This is a genomic window from Pseudonocardia sp. (assembly GCF_025965585.1).
Lineage (GTDB): Bacteria > Actinomycetota > Actinomycetes > Mycobacteriales > Pseudonocardiaceae > Pseudonocardia.
Genome location: NZ_JAOPWR010000458.1, coordinates 1 through 21,347, shown reverse-complemented (window position 1 = coordinate 21,347; position 21,347 = coordinate 1). Strand labels below are relative to the sequence as shown.

The 21,347-nt window shown below is 72.7% G+C and carries 19 protein-coding genes and 2 pseudogenes; 9 read left to right on the top strand and 12 right to left on the bottom strand.

Annotation, left to right across the window (positions count from 1 at the left end; genetic code table 11):
* Positions 1-153: 153 nt before the first annotated feature.
* The 4 genes from JWR81_RS28145 to JWR81_RS28130 form a co-directional block, all read right to left on the bottom strand.
* The gene (locus tag JWR81_RS28145) at positions 154-1,002 is read right to left on the bottom strand and encodes a class I SAM-dependent methyltransferase (RefSeq protein WP_297659436.1); all 849 of its coding nucleotides are present in this window, start codon (positions 1,000-1,002) and stop codon (positions 154-156) included.
* A complete protein-coding gene (locus tag JWR81_RS28140; RefSeq protein ID WP_297659435.1) occupies positions 995-2,776 on the bottom strand; it encodes a choline/carnitine O-acyltransferase in 1,782 nt (593 codons plus the stop codon). Before JWR81_RS28140 ends, JWR81_RS28145 begins: the two co-directional genes overlap by 8 nt.
* Before the next feature lie 15 nt (positions 2,777-2,791).
* Entirely contained in the window at positions 2,792-3,634 is an 843-nt protein-coding gene (locus tag JWR81_RS28135) for an arpA protein (RefSeq protein WP_297659433.1), read from the bottom strand.
* An 88-nt stretch (positions 3,635-3,722) separates the two neighbouring features.
* Positions 3,723-4,181: a MarR family winged helix-turn-helix transcriptional regulator gene (locus JWR81_RS28130; RefSeq protein WP_297659432.1), complete on the bottom strand. Its 459-nt coding sequence runs from the start codon at positions 4,179-4,181 to the stop codon at positions 3,723-3,725.
* A 79-nt stretch (positions 4,182-4,260) separates the two neighbouring features.
* Between JWR81_RS28130 and JWR81_RS28125 the strand changes: the two genes are divergently transcribed.
* Positions 4,261-6,771: an FUSC family protein gene (locus JWR81_RS28125; protein ID WP_297659430.1), complete on the top strand. Its 2,511-nt coding sequence runs from the start codon at positions 4,261-4,263 to the stop codon at positions 6,769-6,771.
* A 58-nt stretch (positions 6,772-6,829) separates the two neighbouring features.
* On the opposite strand, the gene JWR81_RS28120 is transcribed toward JWR81_RS28125, so the two are convergent.
* Positions 6,830-7,819 (bottom strand): zinc-dependent alcohol dehydrogenase family protein, encoded by a 990-nt coding sequence (locus JWR81_RS28120; RefSeq protein WP_297659428.1) that lies wholly within the window; start codon positions 7,817-7,819, stop codon positions 6,830-6,832.
* A gap of 71 nt (positions 7,820-7,890) precedes the next feature.
* Between JWR81_RS28120 and JWR81_RS28115 the strand changes: the two genes are divergently transcribed.
* Positions 7,891-9,102 (top strand): low temperature requirement protein A, encoded by a 1,212-nt coding sequence (locus JWR81_RS28115; RefSeq protein WP_367278868.1) that lies wholly within the window; start codon positions 7,891-7,893, stop codon positions 9,100-9,102.
* A 19-nt stretch (positions 9,103-9,121) separates the two neighbouring features.
* Complete coding sequence (locus tag JWR81_RS28110) at positions 9,122-10,111, top strand: Gfo/Idh/MocA family oxidoreductase (RefSeq protein ID WP_297659426.1); 990 nt, start codon at positions 9,122-9,124, stop codon at positions 10,109-10,111.
* 21 nt (positions 10,112-10,132) lie between these two features.
* Here the strand turns inward: JWR81_RS28110 and JWR81_RS28105 are convergent, their stop codons facing one another.
* The 3 genes and pseudogenes from JWR81_RS28105 to JWR81_RS28095 all read right to left on the bottom strand — a co-directional run bounded on the left by JWR81_RS28105 (position 10,133) and on the right by JWR81_RS28095 (position 12,441).
* Positions 10,133-11,863, bottom strand: a complete 1,731-nt coding sequence (locus JWR81_RS28105) for an L-lactate permease (RefSeq protein WP_297659424.1) — start codon at positions 11,861-11,863, stop codon at positions 10,133-10,135.
* 115 nt (positions 11,864-11,978) lie between these two features.
* Positions 11,979-12,266 (bottom strand): annotated as a pseudogene (locus tag JWR81_RS28100) (DUF6596 domain-containing protein); the annotation flags it as partial.
* A gap of 4 nt (positions 12,267-12,270) precedes the next feature.
* Positions 12,271-12,441: a hypothetical protein gene (locus JWR81_RS28095; protein WP_297659422.1), complete on the bottom strand. Its 171-nt coding sequence runs from the start codon at positions 12,439-12,441 to the stop codon at positions 12,271-12,273.
* A gap of 244 nt (positions 12,442-12,685) precedes the next feature.
* Between JWR81_RS28095 and JWR81_RS28090 the strand changes: the two genes are divergently transcribed.
* The 4 genes from JWR81_RS28090 (at position 12,686) to JWR81_RS28075 (ending at position 17,018) form a co-directional block, all read left to right on the top strand.
* On the top strand, positions 12,686-13,645 hold the full coding sequence (locus JWR81_RS28090) for a tat pathway signal sequence (RefSeq protein ID WP_297659420.1): 960 nt from the start codon (positions 12,686-12,688) through the stop codon (positions 13,643-13,645).
* Positions 13,646-13,841: 196 nt separating this feature from the next.
* Entirely contained in the window at positions 13,842-14,600 is a 759-nt protein-coding gene (locus tag JWR81_RS28085; protein WP_297659418.1) for an SDR family oxidoreductase, read from the top strand.
* A gap of 414 nt (positions 14,601-15,014) precedes the next feature.
* Positions 15,015-15,998, top strand: coding sequence for a sigma-70 family RNA polymerase sigma factor (locus tag JWR81_RS28080; RefSeq protein WP_297659416.1), 984 nt, complete (start codon positions 15,015-15,017; stop codon positions 15,996-15,998).
* A 78-nt stretch (positions 15,999-16,076) separates the two neighbouring features.
* Positions 16,077-17,018: a lysyl oxidase family protein gene (locus tag JWR81_RS28075; RefSeq protein ID WP_297659414.1), complete on the top strand. Its 942-nt coding sequence runs from the start codon at positions 16,077-16,079 to the stop codon at positions 17,016-17,018.
* 17 nt (positions 17,019-17,035) lie between these two features.
* Here JWR81_RS28075 and JWR81_RS28070 read toward each other — a convergent pair whose 3' ends face one another.
* The gene (locus JWR81_RS28070; protein WP_297659413.1) at positions 17,036-17,734 is read right to left on the bottom strand and encodes a class I SAM-dependent methyltransferase; all 699 of its coding nucleotides are present in this window, start codon (positions 17,732-17,734) and stop codon (positions 17,036-17,038) included.
* 83 nt (positions 17,735-17,817) lie between these two features.
* Between JWR81_RS28070 and JWR81_RS28065 the strand changes: the two genes are divergently transcribed.
* The gene (locus JWR81_RS28065) at positions 17,818-18,315 is read left to right on the top strand and encodes a bifunctional nuclease family protein (RefSeq protein WP_297659410.1); all 498 of its coding nucleotides are present in this window, start codon (positions 17,818-17,820) and stop codon (positions 18,313-18,315) included.
* Here JWR81_RS28065 and JWR81_RS28060 read toward each other — a convergent pair.
* Both JWR81_RS28060 and JWR81_RS28055 read right to left on the bottom strand, forming a co-directional pair.
* Positions 18,280-19,638 carry an MFS transporter gene (locus JWR81_RS28060; RefSeq protein ID WP_297659408.1) on the bottom strand — a complete coding sequence of 453 codons (1,359 nt, stop codon included), beginning with the start codon at positions 19,636-19,638 and terminating at the stop codon, positions 18,280-18,282. The two genes, JWR81_RS28065 and JWR81_RS28060, sit on opposite strands and share 36 nt — an antisense overlap.
* A complete protein-coding gene (locus JWR81_RS28055; protein ID WP_297659406.1) occupies positions 19,635-20,099 on the bottom strand; it encodes a MarR family transcriptional regulator in 465 nt (154 codons plus the stop codon). Before JWR81_RS28055 ends, JWR81_RS28060 begins: the two co-directional genes overlap by 4 nt.
* A 126-nt stretch (positions 20,100-20,225) precedes the next feature.
* Between JWR81_RS28055 and JWR81_RS28050 the strand changes: the two genes are divergently transcribed.
* On the top strand, positions 20,226-20,693 hold the full coding sequence (locus JWR81_RS28050; RefSeq protein ID WP_297659404.1) for an NUDIX hydrolase: 468 nt from the start codon (positions 20,226-20,228) through the stop codon (positions 20,691-20,693).
* 309 nt (positions 20,694-21,002) lie between these two features.
* On the opposite strand, the pseudogene JWR81_RS28045 reads toward JWR81_RS28050, so the two are convergent.
* Positions 21,003-21,347, bottom strand: a pseudogene (locus JWR81_RS28045) (hypothetical protein); the annotation flags it as partial.

Genomic DNA, 21,347 nt, shown 5'->3' with positions numbered 1-21,347 from the left:
AGGACGCTGCAGCGGGGGGCGCCGCGCGTAGAAGGGTGCAGCCTCCACGACTCGACCCGGCGCGTGAGGTCGCCGTCGGGCTGGTCGCAGGCGCCCGGCACGGGGGAAATCGTGTCGGGGGCCGCCGGCGCGGGCCCGTTCCGTGAAGCCGCCTCAGCCCGGAACCACCCCGGCCAGCAGCTCCGCGAGCGGGGGCGTGGCCTCGGGGCGGGTCACGTAGCCGTCGGCGTGGAACCAGCCGCTGCCCTCCTTGCCCGCCGGGTCCAGCCCGCGCGCCGCGACGTCGGCCTGTGCCGCGTCGGACTCGTCGCTGTCGGCGAAGCGCCGCTGCGGGAACGTCATGCCCGGTACCCGCTCGGTGACCAGTCCGTACCCGGCGAGCGTCTTCGCGATCGGGGCGTAGTCGAAGACCCGCAGCACGAACGTGGCCAGCCACAGCCGCGACGGGTCCCCGACGGCGCCGAGGATCCGGTCGAACGTCCGCTCCCCGATGTACCCCACGCCCCCCGTGCAGACGACGAGGTCGACCTCGCGCAGGCCCGCGGCCAGCGCCGGGGACGGGCCGGCGTCCTCCAGGTCCTCGGCCCAGCCGTTCGTCAGGAGCCCGGTCCGCAGCCCGTAGTCGATCGCGGGCGCCGAGGCGTCCAGCCCGAGCACGGCCAGGTCGGGGCGGCGCAGGTGCCCGGCGTAGAACACCGCGTCGTCGCGGATCAGCTCCCCGGGCGGCAGGGCGGCCCGCGCCGGGTCGGTGGCGCGGGCGCCTATCGCGGCGAGATCGAGGTCGTGGCGCAGCAGCGCGGCGTTGATGCCGTAGGAACAGCAGACGTCGAGCACTGTTCGGCTCCCGGACGCCGCGACCAGCGCCTCGACGACGGGCAGCGCCCGCTGCGGCACCTGGTACTCCAGCGGCATCAGCGCCCGGAAGTACGCGCGGGGATCGGGCTGCGCGTAGATCGTGCTGAAGTCCGCCTTGCTCGTCGCCGTCCGCGCCTCGTCAGTCATCGCGGAGCAGCTCCTCCAGCTCGCGGACGGCGTCGGCGAGAGCGCCCGCGAACACCCCCATCTGCGCGCTCACCGCGCGCGGCGTGCTCAGGTAGAGGTCGAAGCGGCCGGGCATCATGGCGTAGCCGACGCCGATGCACTTCTCGCTCGTCGAGCCGAACCCCCAGTACCGTACGTGCGACGACGGCACGGCGCTGGTGCTGAGGTAGTCGTCGCGCATGACCAGCCAGCCGGGTGAGTCGAACAGCGGCAGCGGCTCGGTGCCACCGGCCCGCTTCTGGATCAGCTGCAGCTCCCAGAGGTGCTGCTCGGGCGCGAGCCCCGCCTGGCACTCCTTCGCCCGGGCCACGTGCTTGTCGGCTGCGGCCCGGAACGCCGCGCGACGCGTGTCGGCGTCGGCGGCCGGCTCGTCCATCGCGGCCACGAAGGCGAGGATCTCGGGCGTGACGACGCGCATCGCCTCGGTGCGCCCGTGCCGGAACTGGAGGGTGGAGATCGACTCGTAGGTGGCGCCGACGTGGCCCTTGGCTCGCTGGTGGGCGAGCTGGAACGCCATCTGCGCGAACGCGTCCGGCGAGCACCTCAGCGCCTTGGCCCGCTCGGCGCCGAAGTCGACCGAGAGCGTCGTGGTGGCAGTGTCGGCGGCGTACACGGTGAAGGCGTAGGCCGCGGCCAGGACGTCGGCGCGCAGCGTGTCGTCGAGGGTGAACTCCAGCAGGGCGCACCCCGGGACGCGGTCACCACCCGACGGCGGCTCGGGCGCCTCCAGGACGGTGTCCAGGAAGCTGATCACGGTGGTGCCGTCGAGGTTGCAGTGCTCGCCGTTGTAGCCGGCGGTGCCGTCGGCGAAGATGATCAGCGAGACGGCCTTGTCGAACCAGCGGTTCCCGCTGTCGCCGTGCAGGAGGTTGTCCGACGCCTCCAGCGGGCTCGCGGGCGTGAAGTCCTCGAGGCAGACGCAGAACAGGGCGCGCTCGACGACGTCGAGCACCTCGGCGTTGCCGGCGTCGAGCAGGGCCTGGCGGCTCGCGGCCCACTCGGCCCGCGCCTTGCTGGTGAGACTCCCGACGGACGTGCCGGGGGCGGCCGCCGTCGCGCCCGAGGCCATCGCCGCGCGCAGGCCGGACGCGATCTCGTCGACCGTGTACGGCCGCCCGTCGTCGTCCATGACGTCGAGGCTGATCATGTTGCCGCGGAAGAACACGATGATGTGCCGCTCCCGCGACGGGCCCGGCCACGCGTCGGTGTACGGCGTACGCGAGCTGTCCTGCACCTCACCGGGGATGCGGGTGGCGGAGAACAGGTACTTGTTCTGATCCATCGACAGCGCCTGCCCGCGCTGGGTGGCGGGCGGCAGCGTCTCGTCGGAGATGCGGAGCTCGTAGTCCAGCGACCCCGCGACCAGGCGCGCGGCGCGGTCGAGCTGGCCGAGTGGGGAGTCCTCGAAGAGGAAGAAGAAGTTGGCGTCGAGCGCGATGCGGTCGCGACGGCCGAGGTAGCGGTACGGCCAGAACGTGTCGAGCCAGCTCACCACCCCGGGCTGCTGGTCGTAGGCGACGAGCTCGGCGTGCAGCGTCCGGCCCGGGCCGTCGACCTGCAGGAACGACGTCACGGCGGCCTCGGTGGCGGCCAGCTCCTCGGCGGTGAGCAGCGGCGCCGACCACTCGAGGAACCGCTCGCAGGTCTCCTCCAGCGTGGGGAGCGGCACGCGTGGGAGGCGCTCCTCGTTGCCGAAGGTGCGCGGGGACAGGTCCGGGCTGGTCGTCACGATCATCCTTGATCTCTCGCGTCAGTCCATCAGCTGGTCGCCCCGGACCGCGCCGCCCGTCGCCTCCAGATGGGCCGGCGTGACACGGCCGAACAGCTGGCGCGTGCGCGACACCGAGCCGATCACCCCGGCCCGCTCGCTGTAGGCGAAGATCGCCGAGTGCCGGGCCCGGCCGCCCTCCACGGTGCTCACGCGGTGCAGCGCGTAGCGGCCCATGAACAGCTGCAGGTCGCCCGGTCGCAGCGTGAGGCGCCGCACGAGGTGCTCGCCGCGGCCGTCCACCACGGCCCGCACGTCGTCGACGTTCTCCGACGCCGCGGACCGGATGGCCGGGCAGAACTCGAAGACCCCACCGACCTGCGGGGCCTGCATGAGCATGCTCACCGTGAACTCGTTCGTGTCGAAGTGCCAGGGGTGCGAACGGCCCGGAGTGAGGACGTTGAGCGTCAGCCCGGAGAGCGGGTCGGCCAGCTCGTGCACCGCGTCCAGGCCGAAGCAGGCGGCGACGAACCCCTGGAACGCCGGGCTCGTGTAGAGCCGGTGGATCACCGCGTCCGGTGGCACGAGGTCGCGCGCCACGAACGCGTTGCCCCGCTCCATCGGGACGCGGGCGGGATGGCCGTCGGGCAGCGACGGGTCCGGCTCGGTGTTGTAGACGTTGACCGTCTCGACGTCGTAGTACGCACCCGGCGCCATCTTCGCGCCCTCGCGGCGGAGCGTCTCGCGTACGTCGGGGCGGACGAAGTCGGGGAGCACGCAGCAGCCGGCGCTCGCAAGGTCCTCCCGGACGCGAGCCACGAGGACCGGGTCGGTGAGCTCGTAGGTGTCGGTGTCGATCGCGTCGGCCACGTCCACGACAGTCATCGGCGTCCTCTCGACGGTGGGTGGACCACCCCGAGTCAACAGCACCGCAGTGTGCCCGAGAACCGTCCGGACGGACAGGTCGGATCTCCTACGCGTGCGCGATGTACCGGTCGGAGACCGCCACATTGTAGCGGTCGAACATCGTGCCGAGCGTCTGCAAATCCTCGGCCGACCAGGTCTCGAGCAGGTCGGCGAGGTTCTGGCGGCGGCGCTGGCGGACCGTCTCCGCGCGGCGCAGGCCCTCCTCGGTGACGCTGATGATGCTGCGGCGGCGGTCGTCCGGGGCCGGCTCGCGGTCGACGAGGCCGGCGGCGCCCATCGCGGAGACCTGCCGTCCCGCCGTGGACGGGTCGACGCCCAGCGCGGACGCGAGCGTGCCGATGTCCATGGGGCCCAGGTCGTCGAGGGTGCGCAGCAGCAGGTACTCGGCGCTGTCCAGGTCGACGTAGGCCTTCCCGCGGCGGCGCAGCAGCTCGAAGTTGCGGACCAGCACCGCGGACTGCATCTCGATCACGTCGAGTGGGTGGGTGCTGGAGGTGATCGTCACAGGAGCCCTCCTGCTCTCCAAAGTCGGTACCGTACCGGTTATTGTCGGTAGCATACATGTTTTGGAATTGAGGTTTGCCGTGACGGGTGCGGTCGGGTGGCGCGAGCGGGGTCGGGGTCTGCGGGACAAGGTGGTGGCCTCCGACCCGGGGCTGGGACGGCTCCGCCAGGCGGGCAACGCCGCCGTCGCGATGGCCACCGCGCTCGCCGTCGAGGCCGGCTTCTCCGCGCTGATCGGGTCCACCGCCCAGAGCACCCTCATCGCGATGCTGCTCGGCGCGGTCATGGCGATGATGGGCTCGATGGCCCTCGTGACCGGCACGGCCGTCGAGAAGGTGCGCACGGCCGTCTTCTTCCCCGTGGCGATCGGCGTCGGGATGACCGCCGGCGTCCTCGTCGCGGGCCGCACCGACCTGATGCTGGCCGTGTTCGTGGTGGTCATGTTCGCCGCGGTCTTCGTGCGGCGCTTCGGGCCCGCGTTCTTCTCCTACGGCTTCATGGGCTGGATGGGCTACTTCTTCGCGTCGTTCCTGGGCGCCACGTTCCGGATGCTCCCGCTGCTGCTGCTCGAGGTGGTCATCGCCGCGGCCTGGATCCTGCTGCTGTCGGTGACGGTGCTGCGCACCCACCCGCGCCGCACCGTCCAGCGGATGCGCAAGGCGTTCGGGGCTCGGGTGCGCGAGGTTGCCGGGCTCGTCGCCGAGCTGCTCGAGACCGATCCCGCCGAGGGGCGCCGCCGCCGCCGCATCCGTGCCCGGCTGCACGACCGGCAGCTGCGTCTCGCCGACACCGCGCTCATGGTCGACGGCTCGCTCGCCGACGTCGGCGCCACACCCTCGGGCTGGTCGGCCGCCGCGCTGCGTCGCTACCTCGTCGACGCCCAGCTGGCCATCGACACGCTGGCGCAGTCGGCCCTCACCCTCGACGCCGCCACCACGCACCGCACGCAGGCCGCGCAGGTGGCCCACATGGCCCGCAGGCTCGCCGCGTTCGACTACGCCGCCGCCGAGCGGGAGGCGCGGTTGCTCGGCGGCCGGGCCACGGACGGCGCCTCCGGCGTGGACCTCGCCGTGCGCCGGGCCGGCTCCGCCGTGGTGGAGTACGCCGAGCTGGCGCGGAACGGGAAGGCCGCGGCTGAGCAGCTGGACAGCGCCGAGACCTACGAGCCCGCCGTCGTCATGATGTTGGGCGACCTGCCCGGCTCACCGGCCGTCGCCCGCGACGTGGCCCCACGCGTCGGGCGCTGGAACGCCCTCGCCCGCCTCGACATGACCACGCGCCAGGCCATCCAGGTCGCGGTGGCCGGCGGGCTCGCGATCGTGCTCGGCAGGCTGCTGTCCGAGCAGCGCTACTACTGGGCGGTCCTTGCGGCGTTCATCGCCTTCACCGGCACGGCCACGCGCTCGGAGACGTTCATCAAGGCCGGCAACCGGGTCGTCGGCACGCTGGTGGGGCTGTTCGCCTCGATCTGGGTGGCCAACCTGACGGCGGGCAGCACGCCGCTCGTGCTGATCACCATCGTCCTGAGCATGTTCCTCGGCTTCTACCTGGTCAAGGTGTCCTACGCCTTCATGATCTTCTTCATCACGATCATGGTGGGGCAGCTCTACAGCGTGTTGCACGAGTTCAGCGACGCCCTGCTGCTGCTCCGGCTGGAGGAGACGGCGATCGGCGCGGCCGTCGGCATCCTCGTGGCGCTGTTCGTGGTGCCCGTCAGCACGCGCGACACCGCCCGCTACGCCCGGGCGTCCCTGCTCACCGCCCTGTCCACACTGCTGGACGCGGCCGGCAGGCGCATCGACCCCACCGTCGAGGCCCCCGAGGTCGACGCGGAGCTCAGCACCGACCTCGACGGCATGGCCCGCGCCGTGGAGAACGCACTCCGGCAGCTCAACGTGGTGGCCGCCCCGATGACGCGGCCCATGCTGTTCGACAACGACCCGGCGCGGGTGCGGCGGGCCCTGAGGCTCTACGCGGCGTCCGCCACCCACGCCCGTGCGCTGGCGGCCCGGCTACGCCGGACGCCGGGAACGCCCGAGCAGCTCGCGGTGGCCAGCACCACGCTGGCCGCGGCCGCACGCCACCTGGCGGCGCTGACGTCCCCCGGCCCCGACCCGCAGGTGCTCGACGAGCTGGCCCGCGCCGACGCGGTCCTGTTCGACCCGGCCGTCCCCGAGCACCCGGCGGGTCGCACGTTGATCCACCTCCAGCAGCTGCTGCACCAGCTCGCCACCAGAGACTTCAGCACCGACTCGATGCTCGACGCGGCTCTGCTGGTGCCCCGCCGCTCCGTCCCCGCGCGAATCCGCCCCACGGGCGTCGCGGGTGTCGTCACGGGCTGGTCGGGCGGCCCGGTGGCCCAGGCCACCGTCACCCTGATCGACGAGCGCGGCGGCCAGGCCGGTACCGCCCGGTCCGACGAGCGGGGTCGCTACCGGGTGTCGGTCCCGGACATGGGCTCGTACCTCGTGGTCGTGAGCGCGCCCGGTCACGACTCCACCGTCGCCCGCCTCTTCGCCGATCCCGTCGTCCTGGTCCGGCACGACGTGTCGCTCGGGGAGCTCGCGATCGCGAGCCGCGACCGTCGGTGATCGCCGCGGCGAGCACCTCACCGCCCCGAGGCGGGCGCCCAGGTGCGGCCCGCGGCGATCACCGCACGCGCAGCACCGGTTTGCCGGGCGCGCGGTCCGGCGAGTCGACGTAGGCGTGAGCGGCCGCGACGTCGTCGAAGTCGAAGACGCGGTCGACCATCGGCGTGAACGCGCCGGCCGCGAGCCCGGCCAGCACGAAGTGCTCGGCACGGCGCAGGGCGGCGGGGTCGCCGGTGATCTCGAAGACGCGGTAGCGGCGCAGCCACACCGCCGCGTACCCGCCGCCGGGCAGCGGCGTCGGCTGCCCGGACAGGCCGCCGTGCACGATGACGGTGGCCCCGTCGGCGCAGGCCCGGACGAGCTGCTCGACCTGCGGCCCGCCCTCGGCGTCGAGGACGAGGTCGGCGCCCGCGCCGCCCGTCGCGTCGCGGATCGCGGCGGCCAGGTCGCCCTCGCCCGACACGATCACCGTCTCCGCGCCGGCGTCGAGCAGAGCCTGCCGTTGCGCCCCGGTCGGGGTGGTGGCGACCGGGACCGCCCCGAGGTACCGCACGACCTGGATCGCGGCCACGCCGATGCTGTTGCTCGCCGCCGTGATCACGACGTGGTCGCCCGGCCGGACCCGGACGATCTCGGCCACCATCCCGTACACCGTCACGTACGGCATCCAGACCGCCGCGGCGGTGACGGCGTCCAGGCCCGGCGGGCGCGCGACCAGCGCCGCGGCCGGCACGACGGCCTCCTCGGCGTAGACGGGGTAGTCGTTCTGGGAGAACGCCGGCACGACGCTCACGGCGTCCCCCGCCTTCCACCGCTCGACGCCCGGGCCCACCTCCAGCACCTCGCCGGAGCACTCCGTGCCCAGCCCGGCCGGGAGCACCGGTTGTTCGAGGTAGGTGCCGCGCCGGAAGTTGACCTCGGCGCGGTTGAGGCCGATCGCGTCGACGCGCAGCCGCACCTCACCCGGGCCCGGGGAGCGAACCGGGAGGTCCTCGATGTGCAGGACCTCGGGGCCGCCGAGCTCGTGGAACCGGATCTTCCGTGCCATGGAGCCGAATGTACGGAACCCGGCGGCCATCGTCTGGTGATCCACCGGGCGCTCCCGCAGACTGCTGCACCGTGACACGGGAACGAGGGATGATCGCGGCGTTCAGCGCGCCGTGGACGCGGCGGATGACAGGACGCGACCCCGAGCAGCCGCACCGGGCGTCCACTCCTTTGGAGCTGCTGTTCGACCTCTGCTTCGTGGCGGCGATCTCGCAGGCCGCCGCGCAGCTGGCGCACGGCATCGAGAAGGACCACGTCGGGCCCGCGCTGCTGGGCTTCCTGCTGGTGTTCTTCGCGATCTGGTGGGCGTGGATGAACTTCACGTGGTTCGCCTCCGCCTACGACACCGACGACGTGCCGTACCGGCTGCTCACGCTCGTGCAGATGGCGGGCGTGCTGGTCCTCGCCGCGGGGGTGCCCGCAGCACTCGACCACTACGACTTCACGGTCGCCACCATCGGCTACGCGATCATGCGGGTGCCGGGCGTCCTGCAGTGGCTGCGGGCGGCCCGAGAGGACCCGGCCCGGCGCGCGACCTGTCTCCGCTACGCCGTCGGCATCGCCGTGGTGCAGGTGCTGTGGATCGCCCGCCTCGCGCTGCCGCACCCGTGGGACATCGCGGGCTTCGTGGTGCTGGTGGTCGCCGAGCTCGCGGTGCCGATCGTCGCGGAGCTCCGCGGTGAGCCGACGACCTGGCATCCCGAGCACATCGCGGAGCGGTACGGGCTGTTCACCCTCATCGTCCTCGGGGAGTGCGTGCTGGGCACCACCGTCGCGTTCCAGTCGGCGCTCGGGCACGGCTTCTCGGCCGACCTCGTCCTGCTCGCGGTCGGCGGCCTCCTGCTGATCTTCGGCCTGTGGTGGACGTACTTCCTCGGGGGCGACGATGCGGGCCTGACCTCGCTGAGGGCCGCTCTCACCTGGGGCTACGGGCACTACCTCGTCTTCGGCTCCGTCGCCGCGCTCGGAGCGGGCCTGGAGGTGGCGGTGCAGACCAGCGAGCACGCCGCCGAGATCCCGGAGGCCGTCGCGGGCCTGGCCGTCGCCGTGCCCGTCGCGGTGTTCCTGGTGGTGATCAGCCAGCTGCGACGCCTGACCTGGCCCGCGGGCGTGCTGAACCACGGTTTCGTCGCCGCGACGGCCGTGCTGGTGCTGGTCTGCGGGGCGCTGGCCGGCGTGATCGGCCTGGGGCCGGCTGTGCTCGCGATGGGGGTGGTGCTGGGGGCGCTGCTCGCCGCGTACTTCGCCGTCAGCCACAGGCGTGCCGTTCGGGCCGACGGGTGAACCGGGGCAGGATGGCGGCATGACTGTGCGGTGGGGTGTCGTCGGTCCGGGTCGGATCGCGTCCAGGGTGGTGGCGGACTTCCCGCACGTGCCGGGGGCCGAGGTGGTGGCGGTCGCGTCGCGCTCGGTCGACCGGGCCAAGGCCTTCGCCGCGAAGTTCGGCATCGCCCGCACCCACGACTCCTACCGCGGGATCGTCGACGACGAGGGCGTCGACGTGCTCTACATCGCCACCCCGCACCCGCAGCACCGCGCGGTGACGCTGGCCGCGCTGCGGGCGGGCAAGGCGGTGCTGGTGGAGAAGGCGTTCACCGTGACGCCGGCCGCCACGCGCGAGATCGCCGCGGTCGCCGCGGAGACGGGCGTGTTCGCGATGGAGGCCATGTGGACGCGCTTCCAGCCCGCCGTCGTCCGAATGCGCGAGCTGATCGCGGACGGCGCGATCGGTGAGGTGCGCGCGGTGCAGGGCGATCTCGGCGTCAACGCGCCCACCGACCCGTCCGACCGCTTCTACAACCCGGCGATCGGTGGCGGGGCGCTGTTCGACCTGACGGTCTACCCGATCTCGTTCGCGCAGATGGTGCTCGGCACGCCCGACACCGTCACCGCCCACGGCGTCCTGGACGCGAACGGCGTGGACGTCGAGGAGGCCGTCCTACTCGGCTGGGACGACGGTCGCTCCGCGTCGCTGTTCACGTCGCTGCGCTGTGCCACGCCCGGCCAGATGCGCGTCTACGGCACCGAGGGCTGGATCGACGTGCCGCCGCGCTTCCACCACCCCGACGTGATCGTGCTGCACCGCGGCGACGCGGAGCCCGAGGAGATCGTCGCGCCCCACGTCGGCGGCGGGTTCGCGCACGAGCTCATCGAGGTCACCGAGTGCGTCGCCGCGGGACGTCGGGAGAGCGCGGTGATGCCGCTCGCCGACACCGTGGCAGTGCAGGACGTGATGGGGCAGGTGGCCGACCAGCTCGGCATGGTCCCCCAGGAGGGCCCCGCCGAGCTGTAGCCGGAACGGCGCATCCCGAGGTCACCCGACGACCATCCACGACAGCACCGGGGTGGACTGCAGGTACACCAGCACGCACATGAACAGCAGGAACACGACGCTCCAGATCAGCACCCGGCGGAAGATCTCGCCCTCACGTCCCTCCAGGCCGACGGCGCCCGCCGCGATCGCCAGGTTCTGCGGAGAGATCATCTTGCCGAGCACACCCCCGGAGGAGTTCGCGGCCGCGAGCAGTGTCGGCGACAGGTTCGCCGACGACGCCGCGCTGATCTGCAGGGCGCCGAACAGCGAGTTGGACGAGGTGTCCGACCCGGTGACGGCCACGCCGAGCCAGCCGAGGATCGGCGCCAGCAGCGCGAAGATCCCGCCCGCCCCGGCCAGCCACAGGCCCAGGGTGGTGGTCTGCCCCGACTCGTTCATGACGAAGCCGAGCGCCAGCACCACCATGACCGTGATGATCGCGGACTTCAGCTGCGCGATGCTGCGGCCGTAGATGCGTAGAGCCGTCCCGAACCCGATTCTCAGCACCGGCAGCGTCAGCAGCCCTGACAGCAGGAGCAGCGTGCCGGCGGCCGAGAGCAGGTTCAGCTTGAACGTGGTGGCCACGGCCTTGCCGGTGTCGCTGACGATGTGCAGCCCCGGCCAGTTGTAGATCCAGGTGGCGACCTCGAGGCCGGTGCCGTTCGGGCCGGGCTTCGTCGGGGCGACACCGGTGATCGCGGGGATACGGGTGGCCAGCACGAACACCACGATGATGATCAGGTAGGGCGCGTAGGCGCGGAGCACCTCCCCCCGGGTGTCCACCCGCGTGTCCGTGACGGTGCCCCCGCCCGCGGTGCCCCCGCCACCGATGGGCTCGTCCGTCCGCTCGTCGGACGCCTCGACGTAGCCCTCGGCCGGCCGCCAGACGCGGCTGAACGCGAGCACGGCGCCGGCCGACGCGAGCGCGGCGATGATGTCGGCCAACGGGATGGACCAGAAGTTCGACGCGAGGTACTGGAAGACGCCGAACGTCAGCCCGCAGACGATGGCCGTCGGCCAGACCTGCTTCAGCCCGCGCTTCCCGTCCACGATGAACACCAGGGCCAGCGGCACGAACACCGACAGGATGGGCGTCTGGCGGCCCACCATCGCGCCAAGGTCGTCGACGGGCAGCTTCGTCACGGTGGCCAGCGTGGTGATCGGAACGGCGAGCGCTCCGAACGCCACCGGGGCCGTGTTCGCCACGAGCGCCACGGTCGCGGCCTTGAGCGGGCGGAAGCCCAGGGCGATGAGCATGACCGAGCTGATCGCCACCGGCGTCCCGAAGCCGGCGAGCGCCTCCATGAGCGCGCCGAAGCAGAACGCGATGATGATCGCCTGAACCCGCTGGTCGTCGCTGACGGAGGCGAACGACCGGCGCAGCACGTCGAAGTGGCCGGTCTCGACGGTCAGGTTGTAGATCCAGATCGCGTTGATGACGATCCACATGATCGGGAAGAAGCCGAACGCCGCGCCGAGCAGGCCGCTGTTCAGCGCGTCGCCGACGGGCATGGAGTAGAAGAGGATCGCCACGAGCAGCGCGACCACCAGCCCGATCACGGACGCGAGCCACGCCCGCATCCGCACCACGCCGAGCAGCACGAACAGCACCACCAGCGGCAGCACCGCGACGATCGAGGACAGACCGAGCGACCCGCCGAGGGGGTCGTAGACCTGCGTGAAATCGGCCAATATGTGGGTCTGCGGCGTCGTTGCCAGGATGGTGCTCATCAGTCCTTCCCTGCACTGTCGGGTGACGTGCGGCGAAGGGTGCCCGCGGCGGCGACGGAATGCAGCTTCTGGCACGCCGTCCCACCCGTTCAGCCCAGGCTCCGGGCTCGCCGCCCAGCTCGTCGGCGCGGACGAGCCCGGCCGGTCCACGGTGGATCAGCAGCCCGTCCCAGCGGGCGCGGTCCTGCCCCAGGAGCAGCACCGGTTCGCCGGGCGCCCCGGTGTGCGCGGCGGCCCGCGCCGCCTGGATCTCCATCAGGCCCAGCAGCCCGTGCACCTCCGGTTCGTCCGGCGCGAGCCCGGCGAGGAGACGGCTCAGGCGCCCCGGCGCCGGCCTCACCCTGCGTCGAACGGACCGGCCGGACTTCGACACGCCTCCAGGAGATTCCGGTGGACTTCTCAACCGGTCACGGGCGTTCGACGGGCTGCCGCACCTCGGCGACGGGCACCAGCAGGGTGAGTGGGCCCGCGCACCGCACCCGCAGGAACTCGGCCGGGCCGTCCGGGCCGGGGAGGGTGAAGCGGCCGAGCACGGTGGCGGTGCGGTCGCAGTCGGGGCAGGGAACGGTGCTGGTCACGGGGTCCTCGACTCTTGCGGAGTGGTGGGCCCGGCCGCGGCCTCCGCACCGTCGGAGAGGAAGGACCGGGCGTGCAGGGTGCACGCCGGGACAACGCCCGACGTACCCGGGCGGTACGGGTGCCGTCCGCGATCCGCCCGTCCTCGCTGACCGTGCCGTCTCCCCGCAGGGTCTCCAACCCCTCGACGTGCGCACCACCCCTGCGAGGACGCCGTCGCCCGGGGCGCGGGTAGCGTCCGCGGCGATGACGCGCCGATCCCTCGCGCCGGCCCTGCTCGCCTGCGCCGTGCTGGCCGGGTGTGCCGTGCCGGTCGCGGGGGCCGCGGCACCCCTGCCCGCCACGCCCCCGGTGGCGACGTCGGCTCCGACATCGGCTCCGGCGTCCGCCGCTCCCACGTCCGCGCCGCCCGCCTGCCCCGACCCCGCGTGGAGCTGCGAGCAGCAGCAGCGGTTCACCGCGGTCGAGTCCTACACGCGCCGCGAGGTGGGCGCCCACGGCTATCTCGGCGTCGTCTTCACCGACCGCCGGACGGGCGCGGTATGGCGCTCCGGGGCCACCGACCATGAGGGCTGGACGGCCTCCACGATCAAGCTCGCGATCGCAACCGACCTGCTGCAGCGCGAGCGCGCCGGCACCATCGCGCTCGCCGCGTCCGACCGGCACGACATGGACACCATGCTCAACTTCTCCGACGAGGCCGCGTCGGACCGGCTGTGGAAGAAGTACGGCGGTGACGCCATGCTCGCCCGCTTCCGCAGCGACCTCGGCATGACCGGCCTGCACTTCGTCCCCGGCTTCACCAAGGCCACCTACTGGGGCTTCGTCAAGTGCACCACCGACGACCTGGCCGCGCTGATGGGCCATGTGCTGACCCGCACCGACCCGGCCGACCGCACCTACCTCGTGGACGCCCTGCGTGGCGTCGCGTCCAACCAGCAGTGGGGCGTGTGGGGCGCCGGTCCGACGGAGCAGCCCGGCAACAAGGACGGCTGGTCGTTCGAGTCCGACTCCTACGGCAAGCACTGGGTGACCGACACCGTCGGCTTCGCCGGCCCGGCCGAGCGCTACGCCGTGGCGATCATGTACCAGGTGGACCCGTCGGGCTCGCTTGCCGACGGCGCGCACACAGTGAGCGACGTGGCCGCGCTGCTGTTCGGCAGGCCCACGCCGGCCCCGATCACCGTGCCCGCTCCGGACGGCTGATCCGCGCACCGACGGACTGGTTCATGGGTCCCCGCGGACCCCGCGCGCTCCCCCCGAACGCCACGGTCCACCCCCGAACCTACGAACGCTGAACACGCGTTTCACACGGGGACCTCACTCGAGAAGTCACGACGTCCGATGTCGGGGAGGATGTCGCCGCGCGCCGGACGGTCCGGCGCCGGAGCGGAGGACCGTGATGGCGGGCGGTGATGCGGCCGGAGACGTGGCCGTGGTGACGGGAGCGGGATCGGGGATCGGACGGGTGGTCGCGGTCGCCATGCTCGACGCCGGCTTCCGGGTGGCGCTGGCCGGACGCCGTCGCGAGCCCCTCGAGGAGACCGCCTCGGCCGCGGGTGACCGGGCGCTCGCCGTGCCCACCGACGTCGCCGACGAGAACTCCGTGGCGGCGCTGTTCGCGGCCGTCCGCGAGCGCTGGGGCCGCGTGGACCTGCTGTTCAACAACGCGGGCGCGTTCGGGCCGTCCGGCCTGGTCGACGAGATCGACGTCGCGCAGTGGCGGGCCACGGTGGACGTCAACCTCACGGGCTCGTTCCTCTGCGCCCGCGAGGCGTTCGCCCTGATGCGCGAGCAGCGTCCGCAGGGCGGGCGGATCGTCAACAACGGGTCGATCTCCGCGCACGTCCCGCGGCCCGGCAGCGCCGCCTACACCGCCACGAAGCACGCGATCACCGGCCTGACCAGGTCGCTCTCGCTCGACGGCAGGCCGTTCGGCATCGCGTGCGGCCAGATCGACATCGGCAACGCGGCCACCGAGATGACCGCCGCGATGGGTGCGGGAGCCAAGCAGGCCGACCACAGCGTGCGCCCCGAGCCGACCTTCGACGCCGTCCACGTGGCGGACGCGGTGCTGGCGATGGCGCGGCTGCCGCTCGACGTCAACGTCCAGTTCATGACGATCGCCGCGACGACGATGCCGTTCATCGGCCGGGGCTGAGCCCGGGCCTGCGCGCTCGACCGGAGGGACCTCGCGCCCCCTCCTGCCGAGGTCCCTCCGGCACGCGCGAGTGAGATCCCGAGCAGGCCCGGCCGCCTGACGAGTCGCGGGCCCGGCACTGGCGGCAGCTCATGCGGTACGTCTCGGGCGGGGTGGCCGCCAACCCGGGCGTCCAGGCCGACCCGCTGGACATGAGCCAGGTGTTCCGGATGATCGTCGCCACGGCGCTGGAGACGCTCCCCCCGCGGCCGTCTCGGTCGGTCACCGAGCGACACGCTGCGCGACCGAGGAGCCCCATCCGTCTCGCGAACAGGACATCTCCCCGCAAACTCCTCCGGAACTGTCGGTGCGCCGTTCTAGGCTCGGGGCCCGGCCCGGAGGCGGCGCCGGGCGTCCCACGAGAGGGATCTCACGATGACGGATCTGGCCACCGCTCCGGAGGGCGAGCTGCAGCATCAGCTCGAGCAGTACCGCGTCGAGCTCACCGGCTACTGCTACCGGATGCTGGGCTCCGGCTTCGATGCCGAGGACGCCGTGCAGGACACGATGGTCCGCGCCTGGCGCAGCATCGACAAGTTCGAGGGACGCTCGTCGCTGCGCTCCTGGCTCTACCGCATCGCCACCAACGTCTGCCTCACGATGCTGGAGGGCCGTGGCCGCCGTGCCCGCCCGATGGACTTCGGCTCGGCGGGCACACCGGAGCCGTCCTCGCTGGGCGAGCCGCAGGGCGAGGCCACGTGGCTGCAGCCGGTGCCCGATGCGATGGTCGTGCCCACCGGGGGCGATCCGGCCGATGTCGCGGTGGCGAGGGAGAGCATCCGGCTCGCGTTCGTCGCCGCGCTGCAGCACCTCCCCGCCCGCCAGCGGGGCGTGCTGATCCTGCGCGAGGTCCTCCAGTGGAGCGCGGCCGAGACCGCGGAGCTGCTCGGCACGTCGGTGGCCTCGGTCAACAGTGCGCTGCAGCGGGCCAGGGCCACGCTCGCCGAGCGGGATCTCACCCCGAGCGAGGGCCCGCAGGTGGTCGGCGCCGATCAGCAGAGCCTGCTCGACCGGTACTCCCAGGCGTTCGAGCGCTACGACATCGAGGCGATGGTCGCGCTCCTGCACGAGGACGTCGTGCTGTCGATGCCCCCGTACGCCCTGTGGCTGCAGGGCCCCGTCCACGTCGCGACGTGGTGGGTCGGGCCCGGCGCCGAGTGCAGGGACTCGCGCCTGCTGCCCATCACGGCCAACGGCATGCCCGGCTTCGGCCAGTACCGCCCCAGGGCCGGCGGCGGGCACGAGGCGTGGGCGCTGCAGGTGCTGGAGCTGTCGGGAGATCGCATCGTCGGCCTCAACTCGTTCCTCGACACGTCCGTCCTGTTCCCGCAGTTCGGGCTGCCCCTCACGCTTGACTGAGCGTCACTCACTCCGCGGAGTCGTGACATCACCCGTTCGGGCCTGAACCGCCGGTCCGCCCGGGCTCGTTGGGTCCCCGTGAAGCGGAAGACGTACGTCGGGATCGGGATCGCCGCGGTGCTGGGCGTCGTCGCGTGGGCGGCCCCCGCGCTGGCTGCCGACGAGGCCCTGCTGCCCGACCTGCGGCAGGCCCCCATCGGCTGCGAGGCGGGCTACGGCGGCGACCCGATGAACTGCTCCGACTGGGACGTCTGCGCGGTCGCCGACGCGTCCAAGCCCAACGGCGAGTGCATCACGTCCGGCCGGATGCAGGGCGTCCGGCTGCGGTTCACCTCGTCGGAGGAGAACGTCGGCGCCGGCCCGCTGCTGCTCTACGGGCACCGCGACAGCACGAGCTCGCCCACGATGAGCGTGCGCCAGGCGTTCCAGAACGGGAGGCACGGCGACATCCCCGGCTCCTACGCCGACGCCCAGCACGCCACCTCGGCCACCACCTACTACGAGCCCGCCCCCATGCACCGGCACTGGCACCTACTCGGGTTCGACCGCTTCCAGCTCCGCACCCAGGACGGGAAAATGGTCGTGGCCGACCGCAAGAACGGGTTCTGCCTGGGCGACCGCTACGACGTCCCCGGCGTGTCGTCCATCGTGGACAAGCCGGCCCCCGGCACCCCCGAGGGCGACCTCGCGCAGACGCTGGCCGAGAGCACGTGCAAGCGCAAGGAGCCCTCGGCCACCGACGTCACCGAGGGCATCTCGGTGGGGCAGGGCGACAACTACGACTACACGGTCGACTACCAGTGGCTCGACATCTCGAAGGTCGCATCCGGCGTCTACACCGTGGTCAACACCGTGAACCCGGACCACAGCATCAGCGAGTCCGACTACGCGAACAACTCGTCGTCGGCCGCGTTCTCGGTGCAGTGGCCGGGCGGGGGCGCGGCCCCGGCCACCATCACCGCGCCGCCCACCGTGAAGCTGCTGCGCAGCTGCCCCGGCTCGGCCACCTGCGCCGCCTGAGCCCGGGCGCCCCGCGCTCAGGGCAGGGTGAACCAGATCATCGGGTTCTTCGTGGTGCCGCGGGCACCCTCGATGCCCAGCTCGGCGCGCACCGCGTTCAGCGCCTCGAAGACCTCCGGCGTCCGCTTGCGCGCGGCGGTGAACAGCGGCACGTCGCGCGCCTCGAGCCAGGACACCACCTCGGCGCCCTCCGACCAGGCGCGGGCCTTCCGGCCGTGGAACACGTCGTGGACGCTCACCGTGGTGCCGGACGGGACGATCGGGAACAGGTGGGCGAGGTACCACTGCCCGAAGCGCCTGCCGTGGTCGGCGTCGACGAACAGGTAGCCGAGGTCGCGCGGGATCTCGTCCAGGCTGGCCTGCACGTCGCCGCGGGTGAAGGTCCAGCGCTGTCCCGCCAGGTCGGCGGGGACGTTGGCGATCACGTTGTCGATGCGGTCGTAGGAGTACAGGTGGCCGGTGCCGTTGTCGCGCAGCGCGCTGAGCAGCCAGGTGGTGCTCCAGCCGTGGAAAGTGCCGAGCTCCATGACCTTGTCCGGGCGCAGCTCGCGCAGGCGGAGGTAGGTGACCTCGGCTTCGATGTCGTCGAGCTGCGGCGTCATCCGCGCCCTGTTGGCTGCGTGGAACTCCCGCTGCTGCTCGATGACGGCGGCGAGGTCGGACCCGTACTTGCGGTAGAGCCCGGACACGAACTCCAGCTGGTCGGTGTTCTGCACACCGCAGAGTGTGTCAATTAGAGCCGGACGTCCGTCCTCCGGTGCGTCACACTCCACCGCACGCCGACGATCGGGGTCGAGACATGAAGACGATGCGGGTGCTGCGGTTGGTGGTCCACGCGCGGACGCGCGAGCCGGTGCTGTTGCTCGGCGAGGAGGACGGCGACCGCTGCCTGCCGGTGTTCCTGCGCCGCGCCCAGGCCGACGTGATCTCGGTGGGCACCCGCACGGAGGAGGACCCACTGCTGCCGCAGGACGTGCTGATCCCCGTGCTCGCGGGTCTCGGTCGCAAGCTGGAGCGGGCCGAGATCACGTCGCTGGTGGACAGCGTCTACACCGCGGAGCTGGTGTTCGACGGCGATACGCGCGTGCCGGTGCTGCCCAGCGACGCGCTCGCGATCGCCGTGCGCGAGGGCCTGCCGATCGGGGTCGCCGACGACATCCTCGACGACGTCGGCCAGCCGATCTCGCAGTTCTTCCCCGACGGCACCGACGCGCCCCCGGAGAAGCAGCTCCAGGACTTCAAGGAGTTCCTGGCGGACGTCTCACCGGAGGACTTCGGCGCTCCCGGCAGCGGATGACCCGGCGGCTGCTGATCCCGCGGCGACCGGTCCGGTGGCGGTGGCCCCGACGGCGACCGGGTCCGGCGCGGACGACCGCGCCCGGGATGCGGCGCGCCGGGCCACCACGGCCCCCATGGCCGCGGCCACCAGACAGGCGACCGCCCCGAGGACGAGGCCGGCGCGGCTGCCGAAGTGCTGCACCACGACGCCCGCGATGGGTCCGCCGATCGGCGTGGAGCCGAGGAACGCCACTGCCCACAGCGCCATGACGCGCCCGCGCATCTGAGGGGCCGCGGCGAGCTGCAGCGTGCTGTTGCCGGTGGACAGGAACGCCACGCTGAACGCGCCGACGAGCGCCATGCCGACCAGGGCGATGACCAGGTTCGGCGCCAGCGCCGTGCCCAGCATCGCGAGCCCGAAGAGGGCGGACGCGACGACCAGCGCTCTCATCCCGGTGCGGCCCCGGGCGGCGACGTACAGCCCGCCGGCGACGGCGCCGACACCCATCGCGGCGGTGAGGAAGCCGTAGGTGGAGGCGTTGCCGGCGAAGGCTGACTGCGCGAAGACCGGCAGCACCACCTGGAACTCGTAGGCCAGGCACCCGACCAGCGCCATCATCAGCAGCGGGATCGCGAGCTCGGGTGTGCGCCGGACGTACGCGAAGCCCTCGCGCAGCTGCCCGGGGGCCCGCGGCGCCGGGATCGAGCGGCTGAGCCTGCTCACGTCCAGCCGGGCCAGCGACACGACCACGGCCACGAAGCTCAGCGCGTTGAGCAGGAAGCACAGCCCGATGCCGCCGGTCGCGATGACGATGCCGGCGATGGCCGGGCCGACAGCGCGGGCGACGTTGACGAGCACGGAGTTGAGGCTCACGGCGTTGCGTAGGTCGGTGGGTCCGACCATCTCCAGCACGAACGACTGCCGCGCCGGGTTCTCGAAGCAGTTGTTCATGCCGAGCAGGAACGCCAGGACGTAGACCTGCCACAAGGTGACGGTGCCCGTGATGGTCAGTACGCCGAGCGCCAGCGCGAGCACGCCCATCCCGGACTGCAGGCCGATCATCAGCTTGCGCTTGTCGAGCCGGTCGGCCACGACGCCGGCGTACGGGCCGAGCACCAGGGTGGGAAGGGTCTGGAGGGCGATCACGAGGCCCAGGGCGGTGGCCGAACCGGTGAGCTGCAGGACCAGCCACGACTGGGCGATCGACTGCATCCAGGTGCCGACGAGCGACACGGCCTGGCCGGAGACGTAGAGGCGGTAGTTGGGGTTGGCGAGCGCGGCGAACGTCTGCCGGCGCAGTGCCGTGAGAGGAGCCGCGGCGCGGGCCGCGAGGGTCGTCATGAGTTCTCCGTGCTGGTGGTGCGAAGGGGGGTGAGGGCGTCGGCGAGGGACTCGAGCGACGGGAGGGCGGCCAGCAGCTCGCCGGCCTTGTCCGGAGGCATCGCCGCGAGGCGCTCGGCCAGGAGGCGGGTGCGCTCGGTGCGCAGCGCCACGTCCAGGTCGTGGCCCTGCTCGGTGGTCTCGACGAGCGCCGCCCGCCCGTCGCCGGGATCGGGGCGGCGGTGCAGCAGACCGGCGTCCTCGAGCTTGCCGACGATGCGGGAGAGCATCGTGGGGTTGACGCCCTCGATGTCGGCGAGCTCGCTGATCCGCAGCGGCCCGTGCTTGCTCGTGCTGGCGAGCACCGAGGCCTGGGTGCGCGTGAGCGTGTCACCGCGGGCGTGTCGGTCGAGCTGGCGGGAGACGCGGGCCAGTGCCACGCGCAGTCGGGTGACGTCCTCGCCGTCGAAGGTGTCCGGCATGGTGCCTCCCAACTAGTTGCCTGCTAGCAAGCATATACCTTTCGGCTGGCCCGTGCCCGTGCGGGCTGCCACGCTGTCGCACGGGTCACTGCAGACGCGAGTGCGCGCGATGAGGAGAACGACCCGGTGGACGAAGCTGACGAGGGCGTCAGGCCGGAGTGCGCCGCGGGCGTGCTGTTCGTCGACGACGAGGGCCACGTGCTCCTCGTCGAGCCGACGTACAAGGCCACCTGGGAGATCCCGGGCGGACGCATGGAGGCCGGCGAGACGCCGCGGGATGCCTGCGCCCGCGAGCTCCAGGAGGAGTTCGGGTTCGAGCTCCCCCTGGGCAGGCTGCTCGTCGTGGACTGGGCACCGCACGTCCGCGAGGAGCGCGTCCGGTTCGTGTTCGACGGCGGCATGCTCACCGACGATCTGCTGGACAAGATCGAGCTGCCGCCCCACGAGCTCGAGTCCTGGGCGTTCGTCCCGCCTGAGGAGCTGTTCGTGATGATGGAGCCCCGCCTGGTCCGGCGCGTCACCGCGGCGCTCGGGGCGAAGGAGGCCGGGGCCACCTGGTACCTGGAGAACGGCGTCCCCGTCACCCCGGAGTGACCGCGCCGAGCGCGCACCAGTTCCGGCGCGCGACCGACCTGGTGCCCCCTCGGCGTCGGCCGCCCGGGTCACTCCTGCGCGAGGGTGCGGTGCGGTGCGGACCTGAACCGCCATTCCTCGGGCGTCCGTAACCGGCGTCTGCTCCTGCGGCAGCACCCACCCTCCGCGGTGGGCCGGAAATGCGGACCGGGAACGGCCTCGACAGCCGCCGAAGCGCGGAGGGTGGCCCGAGCGCAGTGCTCGTTCCCGGCACAGGCTCGCGCAGGTGGCTGCCTGTGTGAGGTTGCGCGGACGCTGATCGACCGCCGGTCAGAAGCGACCGCCCCCGCCGCGGCGGCCGCGGGTGCCGGAGCCGCCGAAGCTGCCGGGTGAGCGGCCCCCGCCGCCGAACCCCCCGCTGAAGCCGCCACCGCCGTAGTCACCGCTGCGGCCGCCCGAGAGGCCGCCGGACAGGATGCCGCCCAGCACGAGGCTGCCCAGGTCCACGCCGAGGCTGCTGCCGCCCCGGCCGCCGTGCCCACCGGAGGTCGGGCCCGACCAGCGCGAGACGTCGATCTGGGCCAGCTGCAGCGCCTGCCGGGCGAGGCCGTCGGCGGACTGGGCCTCCCCGAGCGCGACGGTGGGGTCGCCGCCCGCCTGCGCCTGCGCCAGGTG

What these genes read in the sequence shown, in the direction of transcription:
- JWR81_RS28145 (WP_297659436.1), bottom strand. Translation starts at nt 1,002, where the DNA reads ATGACTGACGAGGCGCGGACGGCGACGAGCAAGGCGGACTTCAGCACG.
- JWR81_RS28140 (WP_297659435.1), bottom strand. Translation starts at nt 2,776, where the DNA reads ATGATCGTGACGACCAGCCCGGACCTGTCCCCGCGCACCTTCGGCAAC.
- JWR81_RS28135 (WP_297659433.1), bottom strand. Translation starts at nt 3,634, where the DNA reads ATGACTGTCGTGGACGTGGCCGACGCGATCGACACCGACACCTACGAG.
- JWR81_RS28120 (WP_297659428.1), bottom strand. Translation starts at nt 7,819, where the DNA reads ATGGCACGGAAGATCCGGTTCCACGAGCTCGGCGGCCCCGAGGTCCTG.
- JWR81_RS28110 (WP_297659426.1), top strand. Translation starts at nt 9,122, where the DNA reads ATGACTGTGCGGTGGGGTGTCGTCGGTCCGGGTCGGATCGCGTCCAGG.
- JWR81_RS28105 (WP_297659424.1), bottom strand. Translation starts at nt 11,863, where the DNA reads ATGAGCACCATCCTGGCAACGACGCCGCAGACCCACATATTGGCCGAT.
- JWR81_RS28090 (WP_297659420.1), top strand. Translation starts at nt 12,686, where the DNA reads ATGACGCGCCGATCCCTCGCGCCGGCCCTGCTCGCCTGCGCCGTGCTG.
- JWR81_RS28085 (WP_297659418.1), top strand. Translation starts at nt 13,842, where the DNA reads ATGGCGGGCGGTGATGCGGCCGGAGACGTGGCCGTGGTGACGGGAGCG.
- JWR81_RS28080 (WP_297659416.1), top strand. Translation starts at nt 15,015, where the DNA reads ATGACGGATCTGGCCACCGCTCCGGAGGGCGAGCTGCAGCATCAGCTC.
- JWR81_RS28065 (WP_297659410.1), top strand. Translation starts at nt 17,818, where the DNA reads ATGAAGACGATGCGGGTGCTGCGGTTGGTGGTCCACGCGCGGACGCGC.
- JWR81_RS28060 (WP_297659408.1), bottom strand. Translation starts at nt 19,638, where the DNA reads ATGACGACCCTCGCGGCCCGCGCCGCGGCTCCTCTCACGGCACTGCGC.
- JWR81_RS28055 (WP_297659406.1), bottom strand. Translation starts at nt 20,099, where the DNA reads ATGCCGGACACCTTCGACGGCGAGGACGTCACCCGACTGCGCGTGGCA.